The following is a 21059-nucleotide window of genomic DNA, read 5'->3' as shown; positions in this document are numbered from 1 at the left end:
GTTAGAACCTCGTTTTGTACTATAAGGTCCAAAAAGCTTTTTAAACTCTCCAATTTTTTATTTGGTTGGAATCGAAATTCCAATTAATTTTTCTGAATAGAGGGTTTTGATATTGGCCTCATCAATAGAGTCCTTATCAATTTTACGTTTCAAGAAAAATTCTTGAATAGCTTCGATTTCAGGTTCGCGAATAGCACGGTGTTTGTTTGAGATGAGGATTTCATAGTGAAGCGGAGCTTGAGTAAAAATAACATCTGTATTCCCTGCAGAATAAACCTCAACAAGGGTTGCATCTGTACTTTCTAGCTGGCTTTTTACAAGTTGCGAGTGTGAGTTTGTCGTATTGATAAGCTTCATAACATTTCCTCCGATTTTCTAATTCTATTATAGCACTTTTTAAATAAAGTAGCTTGCTTTATACTCAATGAAAATCAAAGAGCAAACTAGGAAGCTAGCCGCAGGCTGTACTTGAGTACGGCAAGGCGAAGCTGACGTGGTTTGAATTTGATTTTCGAAGAGTATTAGTCAATCTTATGCTGTTTTTTCCAAGATTGGATTGCCCATTTATGGCTACCACGTTTGAGATTTTCAATAGCCTCGTCAATAGGGAACCAGGCAATATGATTAAAGTCCTCTAGTGGTTTTTGCACTTCTTTGAAAGAAGTCGCTTCATAGAGGTAGGCAGGATTGTAGTAGTAGGTGTCACGGTGACGAGAGTAGAAATATTCGTCAGCTTGTCCGTAATAGGTACCAATTTCAGCTGTGAAGCCAAGCTCTTCAATCAATTCACGTTTTAAGGCTTCCTGATGGTTCTCACCAGCTTCAATTTCACCACCTGGTAGGAACCAAGCGCCATTGGGTGCTTGAACAAGAACAATTTGTTTTTGTTCAGCATCAGGGATAACTGCATATACGCCATAACGGTGCTGGTAGGTTACATTCTCTTTTTTTTCTCCAAAGGTTGGATTTGCCATTGCATTTTCCTCATTATCTATTATCTTTATTATTATCTTAATGGACAAAGGCCGAGCTGTCAAGAACTTATAGTTATTTTTGTAAAAAGGAGCAGAAAATTTTCATTTTCTACTCCTTTTCTATAGGATTTATACTTCTTTTTCAGAAGTTTTTACTTCAGATTTTTTGGCAGACTTAATTTGAATCTTGCCCTTGCTGGTCATAACTGCCTTGAGGTCTTTTTCGCTTGGATTTTCAAGGTAGTAGTCAGTGATTGCGTCCTCAATATAGTCTTGAATAGTACGACGAAGTGGGCGTGCCCCCATTTTTGGATCATAACCGAGGTCAACTAATTTTTCCTTGACCTTGTCAGTTACATCTAAATGAATGTTGTTACTTGAAAGACGTTTGTTAACATCTGCTAGCATAAGCTCGACAATCTGAAGGAGGTTATCCTTGCTGAGAGCCTTAAATTCGATAATACCATCAAAACGGTTCATAAACTCTGGGCTAAAGAAGTTACCGAGTTCACCGAGAACAGAATTGGTACGTCCTTCTCTAGCAGCACCAAATCCAACGCTGGCTTCGGCCTTACCTGTACCTGCATTTGAGGTCATGATAATGATGGCATCCTTGAAGCTAACGGTACGTCCTTGCCCATCTGTCAAACGACCATCGTCCAAGACCTGGAGGAACATATGCATAACATCTGGATGGGCTTTCTCTACTTCATCCAAGAGAATAAGAGAATATGGATTACGGCGGACTTTTTCAGTTAATTGCCCAGCCTCATCATAGCCAACATAACCTGGAGGGGCACCGACCAACTTAGCAACGCTATGTTTTTCCATGTATTCACTCATGTCAAAGCGAATCATGCTGTCAGCAGAACCAAAAAGTTCAATGGCTAGTTGTTTGGAAAGTTCTGTCTTACCGACACCAGTTGGTCCAACAAAGAGGAAACTTCCAATTGGACGATTAGGGGTCCCAAGTCCGACACGATTACGGCGAATAGCCTTGGCAATCTTATCGACAGCATCGTCTTGTCCAATAACATGAGACTTGAGATCCTCGGCTAGATGGATGAGTTGAGATTGTTCTTTCTCTTTCAAATCGCCAACAGGAATGTTGGTTTTCTGCTCGATAATGTGCTCAATGGTTTTCTCACTGATGATAGGAGTATCTTGGTCTGTGACCTTTTTCTTTTGCATTTCCTTATACTTGGCAATCTGGTCGCGGAAATAGGCAGCCTTCTCAAAATCTTCCTCTCGTGTAGCTTGAGATTTGAGATTTTCAGCTTCAATCAAGCGCTGATCAATCACTTTAGGATCTACAAAATTCAAGGTTAAGTTCATCTTAGAACCTGCTTCATCTAGGAGGTCAATGGCCTTGTCAGGTAAGAAGCGATCTTGGATGTAGCGATTGGAAAGAGTTGCAGCTGCTTCAATTGCAGCATCAGTATATTGAACGTGGTGGTAGTCTTCGTATTTCTTTTGAATTCCTTTGAGGATAGTGATTGTTTCTTCTACGGTTGGTTCATCGACCTTAACAGGTTGCATACGACGCTCTAGGGCAGCATCTTTTTCAATGATACGGTATTCATTGAGGGTAGTGGCACCGACCAGTTGCAGTTCCCCACGAGCAAGGGCTGGCTTGAGGATATTTCCTGCGTCCATATTGCCATCGCCCGCAGACCCCGCACCAACAATTTCATGGATTTCATCGATAAAGAGGATAATATCCTCACGTTTGCGAATTTCTTCCATGAGTTTTTGCATGCGTTCTTCAAATTGTCCACGGATACCCGTTCCTTGAACTAAGCTAACTACATCCAAACGGATGACTTGTTTGCCTTGGAGTTTATGTGGAACATCGCCATCAACAATTTTCTGAGCTAGACCTTCGACAACGGCAGTTTTTCCGACACCAGGTTCACCGATAAGAACAGGATTATTCTTGGTTCTACGATTGAGAATCTCGATGACACGGATAATCTCATCGTCGCGTCCAATAACGGGGTCAATATCGCCACGACGAGCAATCTCAGTTACATTGATACCAAATTCTTCTAGCAGGCCTTTTTCTTGGCTAGGAGGCGGAGTTTGGGCAGGTCCACGATTTTGGGAGCCATAACCGCCGTTTCCACCGTAGCCTCCACCTGATTGGGTTGGGGGAGTTGGAGGAGTATTGTTAGAAGGTCTGAAATTGTTTAGGTCGTTGAAGAAATCGCCGAAAGGATCAAAGTCACGATTGTTCAAATCCGTCATACCTTTAAAGAGACTGTTGTTAGGATCAGTCTTGATAATCTTGTAGCAGTTTTGACAGAGGTCAATTTGTTTTTGTTTTCCATTGAGATTGGTGTAAAGATGAATTGTTGAGTCGTTGATTTTACAGTTTTGACAAAGCATACATCTACCTCATTTCTTTCTTTAGGCTGACCTGTTTAAAGGTCAAAAATAGTCAAATTTCTATACTCTCATTATAACAGGATTGGGGTGTAAAGCAAGTAAAAAGATTGCAGCTTTGAGAAGTTGTTACAATGAAAATTTTTGAGAATTTGAGTTATAAAAAAATCCTATTTGTGAGACAAAAAGGATTTTGGTTAGACATGCAGGGGCAATCCCGGCTTGTTTTAGATTAGTAGAGAAGTTCGTAAATCTCCATTGCAATCAAGTCAATGCTGTCAAACGTATAAGTTTCGCGAGCTTCGACATCACGAAGGGTAAAGATTGAGCCGTTTTCTTCGTCGTGGCTGTATGCAACTTCTGCAACAACAACTCCTTCGCGTTCAAAATTACGTTTTAAATTTCCACCGTCTTTTGTCATTGCTTCAAGGCGGTTGATGATTCTAACCAAATGTGATTCCATTTTGATTCTCCTTCATTTCTTATCGTTACTATTTTACCATAAAGGAGGTCAACTTGCCTAGAAAAAACTAAGATTTCTCGCTAATTCTACTAGCTTAAAGGTTTTTTGAATAAATTAGACAAAAGATTTGAATTTTAATACAATACATGTTATAATCATACAGTATTCTATTTTAGAAAGCAGTGTGACTATGAATTTTTCTTTTTTACCTAAGTATTTACCTTATTTTAACTATGGGGCTGTTGTGACGGTTCTCATTTCTATCTGTGTTGTCTTTTTGGGAACTATTTTGGGTGTTGTCTTGGCTTTTGGGCAACGTTCAAAGTTTAAACCGCTTGTTTGGCTCGCCAACTTGTACGTTTGGATTTTCCGTGGGACACCGATGATGGTTCAGATTATGATTGCCTTTGCTCTTATGCATATCAATGCTCCGACTATTCAGGTTGGGATTTTGGGTGTTGATCTTTCTCGTTTGATTCCAGGGATTCTGATTATCTCTATGAACAGTGGTGCTTATGTTTCTGAGACTGTTCGTGCTGGGATTAATGCGGTTCCAAAAGGTCAGCTAGAGGCGGCCTATTCTTTAGGAATTCGTCCTAAAAATGCTATGCGTTATGTGATTTTGCCACAAGCAATCAAAAATATTTTGCCAGCATTGGGGAACGAATTTATCACCATTATCAAGGACAGCTCCCTCTTATCAGCTATCGGTGTTATGGAGTTGTGGAACGGGGCTACAACAGTTTCTACAACAACCTATCTACCTTTAACACCACTTTTATTTGCAGCCTTTTACTACTTGATTATGACCTCTATTTTGACAGTAGCCTTGAAAGCTTTTGAAAAACGTATGGGACAAGGAGATAAGAAATAATGACAGAAACCTTGATAAAAATTGAAAATTTACATAAATCATTTGGAAAGAATGAAGTATTGAAGGGCATCAACCTCGAGATTAAAAGAGGAGAAGTTGTCGTTATCATCGGTCCTTCAGGGAGCGGGAAATCTACCTTGCTTCGCTCTATGAATTTGTTGGAAGAAGCGACCAAGGGGAAGGTTATCTTTGAGGGAGTCGATATTACGGACAAGAAGAATGACCTGTTTGCCATGCGTGAGAAGATGGGCATGGTTTTCCAACAATTTAATCTCTTTCCTAATATGACTGTGATGGAAAATATCACCTTGTCTCCTATCAAGACCAAAGGTGAAAGTAAGGAAGTTGCAGAGAAGAGAGCTCAGGAACTTTTGGAAAAAGTTGGTTTACCAGATAAGGCAACTGCTTATCCACAGAGTTTGTCAGGTGGTCAGCAACAGCGGATTGCCATCGCGCGTGGTTTAGCTATGGAACCAGATGTTTTGCTCTTTGACGAGCCAACTTCAGCCCTGGACCCTGAAATGGTAGGTGAGGTGTTGGCTGTTATGCAAGACTTAGCCAAGTCAGGAATGACCATGGTTATCGTAACACATGAAATGGGATTTGCTCGTGAGGTGGCAGACCGTGTCATCTTTATGGCAGACGGTGTGGTTGTTGAAGATGGAACACCTGAACAGATTTTTGAACAAACCCAAGAACAACGGACTAAAGACTTCTTGAGTAAGGTTTTATAAGTTAGTTTTGTGGAGCTATTTGTAGCTAACTTTACATATAAAGTATAGATTAATGAAAAGCTCGACTAGAGCTTTTTCTTATAGTTTGAAACTATAGGATAGCCTAGGAAAGAAGTGTTAGAGGGGATTAGCAGTTTTTGGTATAATGGAAGATATTTGAAAGAAAAGAGAAGTGATATGACACAGATTATTGATGGGAAGGCTTTAGCGGCCAAATTGCAGGGGCAGTTGGCTGAAAAGACTGCAAGATTAAAGGAAGAAACAGTTCTAGTGCCTGGTTTGGTAGTGATTTTGGTTGGGGACAATCCAGCCAGCCAAGTCTACGTTCGTAACAAGGAGAGGTCAGCCCTTGCGGCTGGATTCCATAGTGAAGTTGTGCGAGTTCCAGATACCATTACTCAAGAGGAATTGTTAGACTTGATTGCCAAATACAATCAAGATTCAGCTTGGCATGGGATATTGGTCCAGTTACCATTACCAAAACATATCGATGAAGAGGCAGTTTTATTAGCCATTGACCCAGAAAAGGATGTGGATGGTTTCCATCCTCTAAACATGGGACGTCTTTGGTCTGGCCATCCAGTTATGATTCCTTCGACACCTGCAGGAATTATGGAAATGTTCCATGAATATGGGATTGACTTGGAAGGTAAAAATGCGGTCGTCATCGGTCGTTCAAACATTGTTGGAAAACCTATGGCTCAACTTCTTTTGGCCAAGAATGCTACAGTGACTTTGACCCATTCACGTACTCATAATCTTGCCAAGGTAGCTGCTAAAGCAGATATTCTTGTAGTAGCAATCGGTCGTTCCAAGTTTGTGACTCCTGACTTTGTCAAACCAGGTGCGGTAGTCATTGACGTTGGGATGAATCGTGATGAAAATGGTAAGCTCTGTGGGGATGTGGATTATGAGGCAGTTGCCCCACTTGCTAGCCATATTACGCCAGTTCCTGGAGGTGTAGGTCCTATGACCATTACTATGCTGATGGAGCAAACTTATCAAGCAGCGATTCGGACATTGGACAAGTACTAGGAAAATGAAATTCGTATTTGACTTGGATGGGACGCTGTCTTTTGACTATATGACCATAGATGAAGAGATTAGGCAGGTTCTTTTAAAGGCTGAAGATTATGGACATGAGGTTGTATTTGCCTCAGCTCGCTCTTATCAGGATTGTTTGGGCTTATTAGGTTTCGAGCTTAGTCAGCGCTTGGTCATAGGTTTGAATGGTGGTGTAGCCTATTATCTGGGAAAAGCTATCTATGAAAGGAATCTCGATGTTAGGATTTATCAGACGCTAGTGGATTATTGCCAGACCTATAATCTCCCTTTCTTTGTAGATGATTGTTTTGACTATAGTGGTCAGATTCTAGAGAAGATTCCATTTATCTCCAGTGTGGATCCCCTAAAGGTAGCTCGTCATCAGAAGCTTGAGGACTTGGGCACTCCGATTAAGTTAGTTGTTTATATGGGAGATCATGAGACTTTGCTTGATGATTTGCTTACTCAGCTAGAAAGATTGGGGCAGGCTCATCTGTCCTATCATGCTCATGAAAAGTGCCTTTATATCAATCCTTTGGATATTCATAAGGCGACAACTGTTGAAAAATTATGTGGAGAGAATGTTATTGCTTTTGGAAATGACCAAAACGACATTGAACTGTTTAAAAGGTCTCTTTATTCAGTTCAGATAGGAGATTTTTCTGGTCTTACTCCATATGCAGATGAAACGTTAGAGATAAAGGAAGCTCCTTCTCCGACAGTAGCAGCCAAAATCTTACAGACTTTTACGGAATTTAAGGGAAAATAGTAGAAAAGGAGGTATGCGCCTCCTTTTTGTTGTATAATAAATGCGAGAGGAAAAAAGATGAAAGTGATTAATCAAACCTTACTAGAAAAAGTCATTATTGAACGTTCTCGTACCAGTCATAAAGGAGACTATGGCCGTCTGCTGTTACTGGGTGGGACTTATCCTTATGGTGGTGCCATCATTATGGCTGCTTTAGCAGCTGTAAAAAGCGGTGCAGGATTGGTGACTGTTGGAACAGATAGGGAAAATATCCCAGCTTTGCACAGTCATTTACCTGAGGCTATGGCCTTTTCTCTTCAAGACCAGCAATTATTAAAAGAGCAATTGGAGAAGGCAGAAGTTGTCTTGCTGGGGCCTGGTTTACGAGACGATACGTTTGGAGAAAATCTTGTAAAACAGGTCTTTGCTAGCTTAAAAAAGAATCAGATTTTGATTGTAGATGGAGGGGCCTTAACCATCCTTGCTAGGACAAGTTTGTCGTTTCCATCTAACCAGCTTATCCTAACTCCCCACCAAAAAGAATGGGAAAAGCTGTCTGGTATTGCTATTGAAAAGCAAAACGAAGATACAACATCTAGTGCCCTGACTTCTTTCCCTCAAGGCATAATTTTGGTGGAGAAAGGTCCAACTACTCGTATTTGGCAAGTTGGCCAGTCTGATTATTACCAGTTACAGGTTGGCGGTCCCTATCAGGCGACTGGTGGTATGGGAGATACACTAGCTGGAATGATTGCAGGATTTGCAGGACAATTTCGACAGGCCAGTCTCTACGAACGTGTAGCAGTAGCAACTCATCTTCATTCGGCCGCAGCCCAAGAACTATCTCAAGAACATTATGTGGTCTTGCCGACGGAAATCAGTAGCCGTCTTCCCAAAATAATGAAAAAAATATCTCAAAAAGGCACCTGATAGTTCGGGCGCCTTTATATCTTTTATAAAAATCCTTTAATCTTTCCAACGAGGCCATCTAGACCTTCAGAACCAGAAATCAACTGCTGAGCTTGAGAGAAGTATTCTCCAAGCTGTTCTTGATTTTCTGCAACAAATGCTTTTGCAGCTTCGAAATCTTTTGTTTCGATTAATTCTTTTACTTGGTTAAACAAATCTAATGGGTTCATCTTATTTCTCCTTTTCTGTACTTAACTATTTAATCATCTTTATGATAAAAAATCAACTGTTGCTGCTTTTGGCTAGGACCTGTTTTTATCTACAAGTTCTCATAACTAAGATTCTAACTACCAAATCAAGGTGGACATAAAAATAAAAATGTTCGGGTTTTTCTAGTGTATCCATGAAATAAAAACGGATACATGTTATAATAAAAGTAGCTCTTTAATGGAGGTGTTTGAGTGGAAAATCTGAAGAAAATGGCAGGTATCAAGGCTGCTGAGTTTGTCAAGGATGGCATGGTAGTCGGACTTGGAACGGGTTCTACTGCCTATTATTTTGTCGAAGAAATCGGTCGTCGTATCAAGGAAGAAGGGTTGCAGATTACAGCTGTAACGACTTCTAGTGTGACTAGTAAACAGGCTGAAGGGCTTAATATCCCACTCAAGTCTATTGACCAAGTAGACTTTGTCGATGTGACAGTCGACGGGGCGGATGAAGTGGATAGTCAGTTTAATGGAATCAAAGGCGGTGGTGGTGCCCTCCTGATGGAGAAGGTTGTTGCAACGCCCTCAAAAGAATATATTTGGGTAGTGGATGAAAGCAAGCTGGTCGAGAAACTAGGTGCTTTTAAATTGCCTGTAGAAGTGGTTCAGTATGGCGCGGAACAGGTCTTTCGTCGTTTTGAACGAGCTGGCTACAAACCAAGTTTCCGTGAAAAAGACGGCCAACGTTTTGTGACCGATATGCAGAATTTTATCATTGACCTTGCCTTGGATGTCATTGAAGATCCAATTGCTTTCGGACAAGAATTGGACCATGTCGTTGGTGTTGTAGAGCACGGCTTATTCAACCAAATGGTGGATAAGGTCATCGTTGCTGGACGAGACGGGGTTCAGATTTTAACTTCAACAAAAGCAAGATAACTAAAATAATAAGGAGATACACTATGTCAAAATTTAATCGTATTCACTTGGTGGTATTAGATTCTGTAGGAATCGGTGCTGCACCAGATGCCAATAACTTTGTCAATGCAGGAGTTCCAGATGGTGCTTCTGACACATTAGGACACATTTCAAAAGCAGTTGGTTTGAATGTCCCAAACATGGCTAAAATTGGTCTGGGAAATATTCCTCGTGAAACTCCTCTTAAGACTGTACCTGCAGAAAGCAATCCAACTGGATATGCAACAAAATTAGAGGAAGTATCCCTTGGTAAGGATACCATGACTGGACACTGGGAAATCATGGGACTCAACATTACTGAGCCTTTCGATACTTTCTGGAATGGATTCCCAGAAGAAATCCTGACAAAAATCGAAGAATTTTCAGGACGTAAGGTCATTCGTGAAGCCAACAAACCTTACTCAGGAACAGCTGTTATCGATGACTTTGGACCACGTCAGATGGAAACTGGGGAGTTGATTATCTATACTTCGGCTGATCCTGTTTTGCAGATTGCTGCCCACGAAGACATCATTCCTTTGGATGAACTATACCGTATCTGTGAATACGCTCGTTCGATAACCCTTGAGCGCCCTGCTCTTCTAGGTCGTATCATTGCCCGTCCTTATGTTGGTGAGCCTGGAAACTTCACTCGTACAGCAAACCGTCGTGACTTAGCCGTTTCTCCATTTGCACCGACTGTTTTGGATAAATTGAATGAAGCTGGTATCGATACTTACGCTGTTGGTAAAATCAATGATATCTTTAACGGTGCTGGTATCAACCATGACATGGGCCACAACAAATCAAACAGCCATGGAATTGATACACTATTGAAGACCATGGGCCTTGCTGAATTTGAAAAAGGATTCTCATTCACAAACTTGGTTGACTTTGATGCCCTTTACGGCCACCGTCGTAATGCTCACGGTTACCGTGATTGTTTGCATGAGTTTGATGAACGCTTGCCTGAAATTATCGCAGCTATGAGAGAGAACGACCTTCTATTGATTACTGCGGACCATGGAAATGATCCAACCTATGCAGGAACAGATCACACTCGTGAATATATTCCATTGTTGGCCTATAGCCCTGCCTTTAAAGGAAATGGTCTCATTCCTGTCGGATATTTTGCAGATATCTCAGCGACTGTTGCCGATAACTTTGATGTGGAAACTGCCATGATTGGGGAAAGTTTCTTAGATAAATTGGTATAAGATGACGCGTTATGCTTTGCTGGTTAGAGGCATCAATGTTGGTGGCAAAAATAAAGTTGTCATGGCGCAACTTCGTCAAGAATTGACAGAGTTGGGACTGGAAAAAGTTGAAAGCTACATCAACAGTGGCAATATTTTCTTTACTTCGACAGACTCAAAATCCCAATTGATTGAAAAGTTAGAGGTTTTCTGTGGAACTCGTTATCCATTTATTCAGAGATTTTCTTTACTGAGTCAGGAAGATTATGAAGAAGAGCTGAAGAATCTGCCAGATTGGTGGACCAAAGATTTGGCACGAAAGGATGTCCTCTTTTACACGGAGGGATTGGATGTGGCTAAAGTCATTGAGACAGTTGAAAGTTTGGAATTGAAAGATGAAATCGTTCATTTTGGAAGACTTGGGATTTTCTGGGGGAAATTCTCTGAGGAATCCTACTATGCAACTGCCTATCATAAGTACTTGCTCAAGATGCCTTTTTATCGCAACATCACTATTCGCAATGCCAAAACTTTTGACAAAATCGGTCAAATGCTAAAAAATAATAAAGGAGAACACAATGACATTTTTAGATAAAATCAAGGAAACAGCTGCTTTCCTGAAAGACAAGGGAATCCAAGCACCTGAGTTTGGTTTAATCCTTGGATCAGGACTTGGAGAATTGGCAGAAGAAATCGAAAATCCAGTTGTAGTAGATTATGCAGACATTCCAAACTGGGGCCGCTCAACAGTAGTCGGACACGCTGGGAAATTGGTATATGGAGAACTTGCAGGTCGCAAGGTCTTGGCTCTTCAAGGTCGTTTCCATTTCTATGAAGGAAATCCTCTTGAAGTCGTGACTTTCCCAGTACGTGTGATGAAAGTTCTTGGATGCGAAGGTGTCATTGTAACCAATGCAGCTGGCGGTATTGGATTTGGTCCTGGTACCTTGATGGCTATCTCAGACCATATCAATATGACGGGGCAAAATCCATTGATGGGTGAAAACTTGGATGATTTTGGTCCTCGTTTCCCAGATATGTCTAAGGCCTACACACCAGAATACCGTGCTACTGCCCATGAAGTGGCTAAGAAACTTGGTATCAAGCTTGACGAAGGTGTTTATATCGGTGTTACTGGTCCGACTTATGAAACCCCAGCAGAAATTCGTGCCTATAAGACACTGGGAGCAGATGCAGTTGGTATGTCGACTGTTCCTGAAGTTATTGTTGCAGCCCACTCTGGCTTGAAAGTTCTCGGTATTTCATGTATTACTAACCATGCTGCAGGCTTCCAAGAAGAACTCAACCACGAAGAAGTTGTAGAAGTGACAGAACGTGTTAAAGGCGACTTCAAAGGCTTGCTTAAAGCGATTCTTGCTGAATTGTAATCATGTTAATTGAATTGAGGAGTATTTTTCGAAAAATCCCTTATAATTTTAGATTATTCATAGCAGTAATTCTTCAAGGAATAGTTTCGGGTTTATCTGGTATAGTTCTCCATTATCTTTTAGAGATGGTGGAGGAGCTAGTTTTTGTTCAGTCAGAGCATCATAGTGGATTTTTGACAGATGGAGTTTCCTCCTCACGGATAGGACTAAGTTTAATAATCGTGGGTCTTAGCTCATCCTTGATCTGGTATTTCTTGCAAAAAGGGTCGAAGATTTATTCCATCAAAGCTCAGATGAAGGATGAGACTTCACAATACAAGCTTCATTTTCTAAAACAGCTATTTCATTCAATTTGGCAGATTATTGCAGTTGGAGGGGGAGCGCCTATTGGCAAAGAAGCTGCACCACGAGAGATTGGGACTCTATTTGCAGGAAAAATTGGAAAAATATGTATACTGTCTATGAAGGATCGTATCTTTCTCCTTGCTTGTGGTGCTGGTGCTGGTTTAGCGGCTGTTTATCAGGTTCCATTAACAAGTGTCTTCTTTGTTTTTGAAACCCTAGGAATTGCTCTATCTATTAAACGATTTGTCTTAGTCGGTTTGACTACCTATGTCTCAACCTATATAGCAGGCTGGGTTATTTCAGATCAGGCTCTCTACCAGATTCCAGCTATCACATGGTCATTAAAGGAAATATGGATTATTCCCTTATTACTTCTTTTCTTAACTCCACTAGCTTGTCTTTTTGGTCGCTTAAGTAAGGCAGCGTCTTCAAACAGAATAAAAGATAAACGAATACTTCTAACATTGCCCTCAGCTTTTCTTTTTCTTGTTGGTCTTGCAAGTTCCTTTCCACATCTACTTGGAAATGGACGGATGATGGCTCAGGAAATTTTAAATGGTAGCAGTGGTCAAACAGTGCTTCTCATGTTTTTCCTAAAAGCAGTGGTCGTTCTTATTATCCTTTGGGCAGGGGCCTATGGTGGTACTCTTACACCATCTTTTGCCTTGGGGATAGCTGGAGCTGCCCTCTTGGGCATGATTCTAGGTTTGGACAGTCAGCCAACCGTTTTACTTTTGGGATCGGTTTGCTTTTTGTCTGTGACCTTGAGGGCGCCCATTTCTGCAACAGGATTAGTTATAGGTTTCACTGGGCTAGGTATAGATTCTCTTCCGTATCTCTTAGTAACAGCTGTTTTAGCCTATGAATTTGCAAAAATGTTAGACCACTTTCCTTGGGCTAGCATACTGAGTCAGAAGTCAAAGAATAAAGTAATTAGGTAGGAAATTCCCATTTCTTCTAGTCAATGATTTGATTTAAAAGATTAAAAAAACTCTCAATTTATTTATAACTGTTTTAAATAAAAATGAAGTAGGCCTATTGGAATCTTGATTGAATCCGATTTTTCCTAGTTATGAAATATAAAAATAAAAAAAAGAAAGGTAGAGCGTGTGTTTTGATTTGAACACGAGCGGAAAACTTTTCTAAAAACTCAGAAGAGAAGGGGAATTCGGGCTTGAATTGAAGCCGGTCTAATCTTCTCGATATCATCAAAATTAAGAAAGAAAGGAATTGAACCCACCCTAAAAGCAGTGGGAAAAAGATAGTTGGTCTAGCGAGCATCGCTCACTGCACCCAACTCCTATTTTCCCTTTGCTTTTTGACGGGTTTGGTATCTTATATTATGTCTATCCATATTGCTGCTCAGCAGGGTGAAATTGCTGATAAAATTCTTCTTCCTGGGGATCCTCTTCGTGCTAAGTTTATTGCGGAGAATTTCCTTGAAGATGCTGTTTGTTTTAACGAAGTACGTAACATGTTTGGTTACACTGGTACTTACAAGGGCCACCGTGTATCAGTCATGGGAACTGGGATGGGGATGCCATCTATTTCGATTTATGCGCGTGAGTTGATTGTTGACTACGGTGTGAAAAAATTGATTCGTGTGGGAACTGCGGGTTCTTTGAATGAAGATGTTCACGTTCGTGAATTGGTTTTGGCGCAGGCAGCGGCAACCAACTCAAACATCGTCCGTAATGACTGGCCACAGTACGATTTCCCACAAATCGCTAGCTTTGATTTGCTGGACAAGGCCTACCATATCGCCAAAGAACTCGGTATGACCACCCACGTTGGGAACGTTTTGTCTTCTGATGTCTTTTACTCAAACTACTTTGAAAAGAACATCGAACTTGGTAAATGGGGAGTCAAGGCTGTGGAAATGGAAGCAGCAGCCCTTTACTATCTGGCAGCCCAACACCATGTTGACGCGCTTGCCATCATGACTATTTCTGATAGTTTGGTCAATCCAGATGAAGACACGACTGCAGAAGAACGTCAAAATACCTTCACTGATATGATGAAGGTTGGTTTGGAAACCTTGATTGCAGAATAATTATAGCCAAAAAGGAAGCCCTTCTTTATGAATTGGAGGACTTCCTTTTCTTATCCAGAAATTGATCTAGTTCTTTCTGATTTCGAATAATAGTGACTTTATGTGAGTATTCTTGGCAAAATTTTTGGTATCTTTCCTTAGCATTATTTGTCCGTCCATCTCTGAGAATCCATCTGATAAACTCCCAATTAAATTGTTCTTGACAACCAGCTGCCATACTTTCTCTCACTTTTCCTCTGTATTTTAAATAGCGCTTAAAGGCTCTTAGCAAACAATTCCAAGAAGAGAAGTTTAAAAAGATGATTTGGTCAGCTTCCTGCATTCTTTCCTCGTAATAGCACCAAGAATAATTCCCATCAATGACCCAAGCTTCCTGTGTTGTGAGAAAGCTTTTCATTTCATCCAACATCCAGTCACGGTCACTGTCTTGCCAACCAGGCTGAAATTGGAGTGTGTCCATGTGAAGTTTTGGGATGGAGTAGTAGAGAGATAACTTTTCAGCTAGCGTTGACTTACCAGCACCAGAATATCCGATAATTGCGATTTTCATTTTCTACCTTTTTCTATTTGAGGACAAAAAAACAGCCTCCATGGACTGTTTCTTATTTAGCAAGTTTAGCTGAAAGACGAGCTTTGTCGCGGCTTGCTTTGTTTTTGTGAATCAAACCTTTAGTTTCTGCTTTATCGATAGCTGAGCTAGCAGCACGGAAAAGTTCTTCAGATGGGTTTGCTTCGAAAGCTTTGATAGCAGTACGCATAGCTGATTTTTGAGCTGAGTTCTTTTCGTTTTGTTTAACGTTCAATTCAGCGCGTTTGATAGCTGATTTAATGTTTGCCAATGTTCTTACCTCCATATTTACTAACTATACCATTATATCTGAAAACTTACGTTTTGACAAGAGAAAATTACTTTTTTAAGTAAATTTCATCGATTTCATGGTTCTTTGTTTTATGCAGAATCACTTCCGCACGATTTCTGGTTGGTTCAATATAATTTTGTAGATTTGTGAGATTGATACTGGTCCAGACCTGATGGGCAAAGGACTCCACTTCCCCAATCGGCATTTGTGTAAAACGATAATAGTAGCTATCAGGGTCGTTTTGGGCTAGGCTCAGCATCTTCAAGAAACGGTCCAGATACCAACTCTCGATGTCATTCACTGCAGCATCAACATAGATGGAAAAGTCGAAGAAGTCGGTGATATAGAGACGTTCGTTTTGTGGATTTTGAAAAACGTTAATCCCTTCGACAATGACAAAGTCAGCTGCTTTGACGTTTTGTTTTTCCTCAGGAACGATGTCGTAGACTTCATGAGAATAGACAGGAATATCTACATCTTGTCCATTTTTGATGTGATCCAGGAAGTTGAGAAGAGCTTCCATATCATAGCTTTCAGGAAATCCCTTGCGATTTAAAATCCCTTGTTCAATCAAGGCCTGGTTGGGATAGAGAAAGCCGTCAGTTGTTACCAACTCAACCGTAGCATCTTTAAGCGTACGGGACAGTAGGATTTGAAGTAGGCGACTAGTTGTTGATTTTCCAACGGCAACACTCCCAGAAACCCCAATGATAAAAGGTTGGGATTTACTTTCACGTTGAAGGAAAATTCCTTTTGAAAAGGCCAAATCATCCTTGGTACGCTTATAAATCTGGATGAGATGGGCTAGGGGTAGATAGACATCGGTAACATCTTGCAGACTAATCTGGTCATTAAAGCTTTTGATGGATTCTAATTCCTCTTCTGTCAAAGGAGGTGTTGTTTTTCGATGTAAAGATTGCCAAGTCTGGCGGCTGATTTTTTCAAAATGTAAAAATTCGTTGGTCATTTGTTTTCCCCTAGATATTTTGTTTATCATACCATAAAAAGCTAAAAAAATAAAGCGGTTTCTTGAATGTGTTAAGTCAATAGTATATAATATAAGTAGATAGAGGATGAACAATTTATTGATGAAGTAGGAGCTACTTTCTCCTGATTTATAAGCTAATAAAGGGGGCTTTGAGGGTTACAACTTATAGGAGGTGTACTATGAAAATCTTAAAACGTTACATATTGGAACTCTGTTTTATTTTAAGTTTTGCACTACCTTTTATAAAAGGGGCGAATGCGGATAATGGTAGACGCTTTGTGGAAATCTATTACGGTTTTACTTTTTTGATGGAACATGCTATTGTAACAGTTGTCTTTCTCTGTTCGCTCTTGATTGCTTTCTTCCTAAAAAAACGGTGGACGAAATGGCTTGCTGCTGGTAGTTATTTCTTTTTAGTTCTATGGATTGCTACAGAGGGTTATTTCTTCCGCATGTCACTAGAAGATTTGATACGACTTTGGACAAGTTTGGAAATCCTGACAAAAACGTATCAGTTGGGCTTTTATCTAAACATCCTGTTGGGAATTTTGTTGATAATAAAGTATTTGAAGGTTAAGCAATAGTCATAAAAATGCACCTGATTATAGATGATAAACTTTTTGTTTTATCCTGACTATGATATTTCTAGTTCTAAATGGCTTATCATTCATCTATAAGTGTTGAAAGAGATTGAAGAAAAGGTTTTACCTACTAGCTTTCTTCAGTCTTTTTCGTTTTATGATCAATTTGTAAACGATTTACAATTTAAGTCAAATTATGGTAAAATAGTTTCATGAGTAAAATGTATTATGCAGAAAATCCTGACGCTGCTCACGACATTCATGAGTTAAGAGTGGACTTGTTGGGAGAAAAAATGACCTTTTTGACGGATGCGGGTGTTTTTAGCAAGAAAATGATTGACTTTGGCAGTCAACTCTTGCTCAAGTGTCTTGAGGTCAACCAAGGAGAGACTGTCTTGGATGTAGGCTGTGGTTACGGACCTTTGGGCTTGTCCTTGGCTAAGGCTTATGGAGTTCAGGCGACCATGGTCGATATCAACAATCGTGCCTTGGATTTGGCGCGACAAAATGCTGAACGAAATAAAATAGAAGCAACGATTTTTCAGTCCAATATCTATGAACAAGTTGAAGGGAAATTTGACCATGTCATTTCCAATCCCCCTATCCGTGCAGGTAAGCAAGTGGTTCATGAAATCATTGAGAAAAGTAAAGATTTCTTGGTAACTGGTGGGGATTTGACTATCGTTATCCAGAAAAAACAAGGGGCTCCAAGTGCCAAGTCCAAGATGGAAGATGTGTTTGGCAATTGTGAAATCGTCAAAAAAGATAAGGGATACTATATCCTTAGAAGTGTGAACGAATGAGAGCAGTTGATTTAATCCAAAAGAAACGAGATGGTCAAGAACTGACTTCGAGTGAAATTGAATGGCTAGTTGAAGGCTATGTATCAGGAACTGTTCCTGATTATCAGATGTCTGCCTTTGCTATGGCTGTTTATTTTAAAGGAATGACGACACGAGAAATTTCTGATCTAACTATGAAGATGGTTCAGACAGGTCAAGAGTTTGATTTATCCGCTATTGAAGGGGTTAAGGTTGACAAGCATTCTACGGGTGGTGTTGGTGATAAGGTAACCTTGATTTTAGCTCCCCTTGTTGCAAGCTTTGGGGTTCCAGTCGCGAAAATGAGTGGTCGTGGTCTCGGCCATACAGGTGGAACAATTGATAAATTGGAGTCCATTAAGGGCTATCAAGTGGAACGCAGTCAAGAGGATTTTATTCGTCAGGTTCAGGATATTGGTGTATCTGTCATTGGGCAATCAGACCAGCTTGTCAAAGCAGATAAGCTTCTCTACGCTCTCCGTGATGTGACAGCAACTGTCGATACGATTCCTTTGATTGCGAGTTCGGTGATGAGCAAGAAAATTGCTGCAGGGGCGGATGCTATTTTGCTAGACGTGACTGTCGGTGAGGGAGCCTTCATGAAGACGGTTGATGAGGCGCGTGAGTTGGCTCAAACTATGGTGGAACTTGGTAAGGCAGTTGGTCGGAAGACGGTAGCAGTGATTACGGATATGAGTCAGCCCTTGGGACGAGCGATTGGAAATCGTCTGGAGATCCTTGAAGCATTGGAGATTTTACAAGGTCAAGGCCGTCAGGATATTACCCACTTCATATGTGAGTTGGCTCAAATTATGCTTGGACTGGCAAATGTAAATAAGACAGTTGAAGAAGTCCGCCAACATCTTGAAAATGGACAAGCGCTTGCTAAGTTTGAGGAGATGGTCCAAGCCCAAGGTGGAGACTTGGAAGACCTCTATCGTCCAGTCAATGTGTCACATGTGGTGGAAATCCCTGCCCAGGAAACGGGTGTCATTTCAGCTCTTCCAGCTATGGAATTTGGACTTTATGCTATGAGACTGGGTGCTGGTCGTGCAGTCAAGTCTGATGCCTTGGACTATGAAACAGGAATTGTTTTTGAAAAGAAAGTTGGAGATTCCGTTCAAAAGGGAGAAATTGTTGCAAAAGTATACACAAATGGAAAAATTTTTCCTCAGCTAGTTACAGATTTTCAAAAATATGTTAAAATAAATGATAGGGTGCAAAGTTTACGAGAAATTATAGAAATTATCTCATAAACCGCAGGAGAATCCGAATATGAAATTAAATAAATATATCGATCATACGCTTTTAAAACAAGATGCAACAGAAAATCAAATCGATTGTTTGTTGTCTGAGGCTAAGGAGTATGATTTTGCCAGTGTTTGCGTTAATCCGACCTGGGTTGAACATGCTAAAAAAGGACTTGAAGGCACAGATGTCAAGGTCTGCACAGTAGTAGGTTTCCCCTTGGGAGCAACAACTTCAGCTGTGAAAGCATTTGAAACAAAAGAAGCTATCCAAAATGGGGCTGATGAGATTGATATGGTGATCAATGTTGGAGCTCTCAAATCAGGTAATCTTGATTTGGTTGAATCGGACATCCGTGCTGTTGTAGAAGCAAGTGGTGACAAGTTAGTGAAAGTCATTATTGAAGCTTGCCTTCTGACAGACCAAGAAAAAGTTGTGGCTTGCCAATTAGCTCAAAAAGCTGGAGCTGACTTCGTAAAAACTTCAACTGGCTTTTCAACTGGTGGCGCTACGGTAGCAGATGTTAAATTAATGCGTGAAACAGTTGGACCTGATATGGGTGTCAAGGCTGCTGGTGGAGCTCGTTCTTATGCAGATGCTCTTGCCTTTGTGGAAGCAGGTGCGACCCGTATTGGGACGTCAGCTGGGGTAGCCATTTTAAAAGGAGAATTGGCAGATGGCGACTACTGAGTTGATTGAACTGGCAATTGAAACCAGTAAACATGCCTATGTCCCCTATTCTCACTTTCCTATCGGAGCAGTTTTAGTAGCCAAAGACGGAAGTGTTTACACGGGAGTGAATATCGAAAATGCTAGCTATCCTTTGACCAATTGCGGTGAGAGAACAGCCATTTTTAAGGCTATATCTGAAGGACAAAGAGAATTTTCAGAATTGATTGTCTATGGACAGACTGAAAAACCAATCTCACCATGTGGTGCTTGTCGCCAAGTAATGGTCGAATTTTTTGAACAAGATCTAAAAGTGACCTTAGTCGCAAAAGATAAATCGACGGTCGAGATGACGGTCGGGGAATTACTTCCATACTCTTTTACAGACTTAAACTAGTCTGAGTCGCTCTCTGAGTGGCACGGTCCTTGTGGCCAACCAATCCATACTTGCAACATCGTTGCACATCTTATTTAGGAGGTTCAGTAATGAACAAGAAACAATGGCTAGGCCTTGGTCTAGTTGCAGTAGCAGCAGTTGGACTTGCTGCATGTGGTAACCGCTCTTCTCGTAACGCAGCTTCATCTTCTGATATGAAGACAAAAGCAGCGATCGTCACTGATACTGGTGGTGTTGATGACAAATCATTCAACCAATCAGCTTGGGAAGGTTTGCAAGACTGGGGTAAAGAACACAATCTTTCAAAAGATAAAGGTTTCACTTACTTCCAATCAACAAGTGAAGCTGACTATGCTAACAACTTGCAACAAGCGGCTGGAAGTTACAACCTAATCTTCGGTGTTGGTTTTGCCCTTCACAATGCAGTTAAAGATGCAGCAGCAGAGCACACTGACTTGAACTATGTCTTGATTGATGATGTGATTAAAGATCAAAAGAATGTTGCGAGCGTAACTTTCGCTGATAATGAGTCAGGTTACCTTGCAGGTGTAGCTGCAGCAAAAACAACTAAGACAAAACAAGTTGGTTTTGTAGGTGGGCAGGAGTCAGAAGTTATCTCTCGTTTTGAAGCAGGATTCAAAGCTGGTGTTGCGTCAGTAGACCCATCTATCAAAGTCCAAGTTGACTACGCTGGTTCATTTGGTGATGCTGCTAAAGGTAAAACAATTGCAGCTGCACAATACGCAGCCGGTGCAGATATTGTTTACCAAGTAGCTGGTGGTACAGGTGCTGGTGTCTTTGCAGAAGCAAAATCACTCAACGAAAGCCGTCCTGAAAATGAAAAAGTTTGGGTTATCGGTGTTGACCGTGACCAAGAAGCAGAAGGTAAATACACTTCTAAAGATGGCAAAGAATCAAACTTTGTTCTTGCATCTACTTTGAAACAAGTTGGTACAACTGTAAAAGATATTTCTAACAAGGCAGAAAAAGGTGAATTCCCTGGCGGTCAAGTGATCGTTTACTCATTGAAAGATAAAGGGGTTGACTTGGTAACAACTAACCTTTCTGAAGAAGGTAAAAAAGCCGTTGAAGATGCAAAAGCTAAAATCCTTGATGGAAGCGTAAAAGTTCCTGCAAAATAATGGATGGAAGTTATTTCTTAGGAAGCGGCCATCGGCCGCTTTTTAAGAGTTGAGACAAAGTCATTTTGTCTCAGTAA

At 40.7% G+C, this 21059-nt stretch carries 25 protein-coding genes; 17 read left to right on the top strand and 8 right to left on the bottom strand.

Annotated features, from left to right (window positions below; genetic code table 11):
• Window positions 1–57: 57 nt before the first annotated feature.
• From RN80_RS07560 to RN80_RS07545, 4 genes are all read right to left on the bottom strand, one after another.
• The gene (locus RN80_RS07560) at window positions 58–357 is read right to left on the bottom strand and encodes a DUF1827 family protein (protein ID WP_000767189.1); all 300 of its coding nucleotides are present in this window, start codon (window positions 355–357) and stop codon (window positions 58–60) included.
• Between the two features lie 164 nt (window positions 358–521).
• A complete protein-coding gene (locus RN80_RS07555; RefSeq protein WP_060628522.1) occupies window positions 522–974 on the bottom strand; it encodes an NUDIX hydrolase in 453 nt (150 codons plus the stop codon).
• 129 nt (window positions 975–1103) lie between these two features.
• The gene (locus RN80_RS07550; protein ID WP_049515692.1) at window positions 1104–3362 is read right to left on the bottom strand and encodes an ATP-dependent Clp protease ATP-binding subunit; all 2259 of its coding nucleotides are present in this window, start codon (window positions 3360–3362) and stop codon (window positions 1104–1106) included.
• Between the two features lie 229 nt (window positions 3363–3591).
• Entirely contained in the window at window positions 3592–3822 is a 231-nt protein-coding gene (locus tag RN80_RS07545; protein WP_049515694.1) for a DUF1797 family protein, read from the bottom strand.
• Window positions 3823–4012: 190 nt separating this feature from the next.
• Between RN80_RS07545 and RN80_RS07540 the strand changes: the two genes are divergently transcribed.
• The 5 genes from RN80_RS07540 (at window position 4013) to RN80_RS07520 (ending at window position 8152) form a co-directional block, all read left to right on the top strand.
• A complete protein-coding gene (locus RN80_RS07540; protein ID WP_001011642.1) occupies window positions 4013–4696 on the top strand; it encodes an amino acid ABC transporter permease in 684 nt (227 codons plus the stop codon).
• Window positions 4696–5430 (top strand): amino acid ABC transporter ATP-binding protein, encoded by a 735-nt coding sequence (locus tag RN80_RS07535; RefSeq protein ID WP_000140957.1) that lies wholly within the window; start codon window positions 4696–4698, stop codon window positions 5428–5430. Before RN80_RS07540 ends, RN80_RS07535 begins: the two co-directional genes overlap by 1 nt.
• A 177-nt stretch (window positions 5431–5607) precedes the next feature.
• A complete protein-coding gene (locus RN80_RS07530) occupies window positions 5608–6465 on the top strand; it encodes a bifunctional methylenetetrahydrofolate dehydrogenase/methenyltetrahydrofolate cyclohydrolase (protein ID WP_060628521.1) in 858 nt (285 codons plus the stop codon).
• Window positions 6466–6469: 4 nt separating this feature from the next.
• Window positions 6470–7243 carry an HAD hydrolase family protein gene (locus RN80_RS07525; RefSeq protein WP_060628520.1) on the top strand — a complete coding sequence of 258 codons (774 nt, stop codon included), beginning with the start codon at window positions 6470–6472 and terminating at the stop codon, window positions 7241–7243.
• Between the two features lie 57 nt (window positions 7244–7300).
• Window positions 7301–8152: an NAD(P)H-hydrate dehydratase gene (locus tag RN80_RS07520; protein ID WP_060628519.1), complete on the top strand. Its 852-nt coding sequence runs from the start codon at window positions 7301–7303 to the stop codon at window positions 8150–8152.
• Between the two features lie 23 nt (window positions 8153–8175).
• Here the strand turns inward: RN80_RS07520 and RN80_RS07515 are convergent, their stop codons facing one another.
• The gene (locus RN80_RS07515; RefSeq protein WP_060628518.1) at window positions 8176–8361 is read right to left on the bottom strand and encodes a hypothetical protein; all 186 of its coding nucleotides are present in this window, start codon (window positions 8359–8361) and stop codon (window positions 8176–8178) included.
• A gap of 231 nt (window positions 8362–8592) precedes the next feature.
• On the opposite strand from RN80_RS07515, the gene rpiA reads away from it, so the two are divergent.
• The 6 genes from rpiA to deoD all read left to right on the top strand — a co-directional run bounded on the left by rpiA (window position 8593) and on the right by deoD (window position 14276).
• Window positions 8593–9276, top strand: coding sequence for a ribose-5-phosphate isomerase RpiA (gene rpiA, locus RN80_RS07510; protein ID WP_060628517.1), 684 nt, complete (start codon window positions 8593–8595; stop codon window positions 9274–9276).
• 23 nt (window positions 9277–9299) lie between these two features.
• The gene (locus RN80_RS07505; protein ID WP_060628516.1) at window positions 9300–10511 is read left to right on the top strand and encodes a phosphopentomutase; all 1212 of its coding nucleotides are present in this window, start codon (window positions 9300–9302) and stop codon (window positions 10509–10511) included.
• A 1-nt stretch (window position 10512) separates the two neighbouring features.
• A complete protein-coding gene (locus RN80_RS07500) occupies window positions 10513–11085 on the top strand; it encodes a DUF1697 domain-containing protein (protein ID WP_060628515.1) in 573 nt (190 codons plus the stop codon).
• Window positions 11069–11878: a purine-nucleoside phosphorylase gene (locus tag RN80_RS07495; RefSeq protein WP_060628514.1), complete on the top strand. Its 810-nt coding sequence runs from the start codon at window positions 11069–11071 to the stop codon at window positions 11876–11878. The genes RN80_RS07500 and RN80_RS07495 overlap by 17 nt, the downstream gene beginning before the upstream one ends.
• Before the next feature lie 2 nt (window positions 11879–11880).
• Window positions 11881–13164 carry a chloride channel protein gene (locus RN80_RS07490; RefSeq protein ID WP_060628513.1) on the top strand — a complete coding sequence of 428 codons (1284 nt, stop codon included), beginning with the start codon at window positions 11881–11883 and terminating at the stop codon, window positions 13162–13164.
• 401 nt (window positions 13165–13565) lie between these two features.
• Window positions 13566–14276: a purine-nucleoside phosphorylase gene (gene deoD, locus RN80_RS07485; RefSeq protein WP_000022097.1), complete on the top strand. Its 711-nt coding sequence runs from the start codon at window positions 13566–13568 to the stop codon at window positions 14274–14276.
• A gap of 25 nt (window positions 14277–14301) precedes the next feature.
• On the opposite strand, the gene RN80_RS07480 is transcribed toward deoD, so the two are convergent.
• The 3 genes from RN80_RS07480 to coaA form a co-directional block, all read right to left on the bottom strand.
• Complete coding sequence (locus RN80_RS07480) at window positions 14302–14826, bottom strand: DNA topology modulation protein (protein ID WP_060628512.1); 525 nt, start codon at window positions 14824–14826, stop codon at window positions 14302–14304.
• Between the two features lie 52 nt (window positions 14827–14878).
• Window positions 14879–15115 carry a 30S ribosomal protein S20 gene (rpsT, locus tag RN80_RS07475; RefSeq protein WP_001274000.1) on the bottom strand — a complete coding sequence of 79 codons (237 nt, stop codon included), beginning with the start codon at window positions 15113–15115 and terminating at the stop codon, window positions 14879–14881.
• A 67-nt stretch (window positions 15116–15182) separates the two neighbouring features.
• A complete protein-coding gene (gene coaA / locus RN80_RS07470; protein ID WP_060628511.1) occupies window positions 15183–16103 on the bottom strand; it encodes a type I pantothenate kinase in 921 nt (306 codons plus the stop codon).
• A gap of 200 nt (window positions 16104–16303) precedes the next feature.
• Between coaA and RN80_RS07465 the strand changes: the two genes are divergently transcribed.
• The 6 genes from RN80_RS07465 to RN80_RS07440 all read left to right on the top strand — a co-directional run bounded on the left by RN80_RS07465 (window position 16304) and on the right by RN80_RS07440 (window position 20982).
• Window positions 16304–16708 (top strand): hypothetical protein, encoded by a 405-nt coding sequence (locus RN80_RS07465; RefSeq protein WP_060628510.1) that lies wholly within the window; start codon window positions 16304–16306, stop codon window positions 16706–16708.
• Window positions 16709–16917: 209 nt separating this feature from the next.
• Complete coding sequence (locus RN80_RS07460) at window positions 16918–17508, top strand: class I SAM-dependent methyltransferase (RefSeq protein WP_080998525.1); 591 nt, start codon at window positions 16918–16920, stop codon at window positions 17506–17508.
• The gene (locus RN80_RS07455; protein ID WP_060628508.1) at window positions 17505–18782 is read left to right on the top strand and encodes a pyrimidine-nucleoside phosphorylase; all 1278 of its coding nucleotides are present in this window, start codon (window positions 17505–17507) and stop codon (window positions 18780–18782) included. The genes RN80_RS07460 and RN80_RS07455 overlap by 4 nt, the downstream gene beginning before the upstream one ends.
• 19 nt (window positions 18783–18801) lie before the next feature.
• Window positions 18802–19464 carry a deoxyribose-phosphate aldolase gene (gene deoC / locus RN80_RS07450; RefSeq protein WP_060628507.1) on the top strand — a complete coding sequence of 221 codons (663 nt, stop codon included), beginning with the start codon at window positions 18802–18804 and terminating at the stop codon, window positions 19462–19464.
• Window positions 19451–19840, top strand: a complete 390-nt coding sequence (locus RN80_RS07445; protein WP_000246088.1) for a cytidine deaminase — start codon at window positions 19451–19453, stop codon at window positions 19838–19840. Before deoC ends, RN80_RS07445 begins: the two co-directional genes overlap by 14 nt.
• A gap of 89 nt (window positions 19841–19929) precedes the next feature.
• Window positions 19930–20982, top strand: a complete 1053-nt coding sequence (locus tag RN80_RS07440) for a BMP family lipoprotein (RefSeq protein WP_060628506.1) — start codon at window positions 19930–19932, stop codon at window positions 20980–20982.
• Window positions 20983–21059 lie beyond the last annotated feature (77 nt).

It is taken from the genome of Streptococcus mitis (genome assembly GCF_001281025.1).
Lineage (GTDB): Bacteria > Bacillota > Bacilli > Lactobacillales > Streptococcaceae > Streptococcus > Streptococcus mitis_AK.
This window is presented reverse-complemented; position numbering and strand designations above follow the sequence as displayed.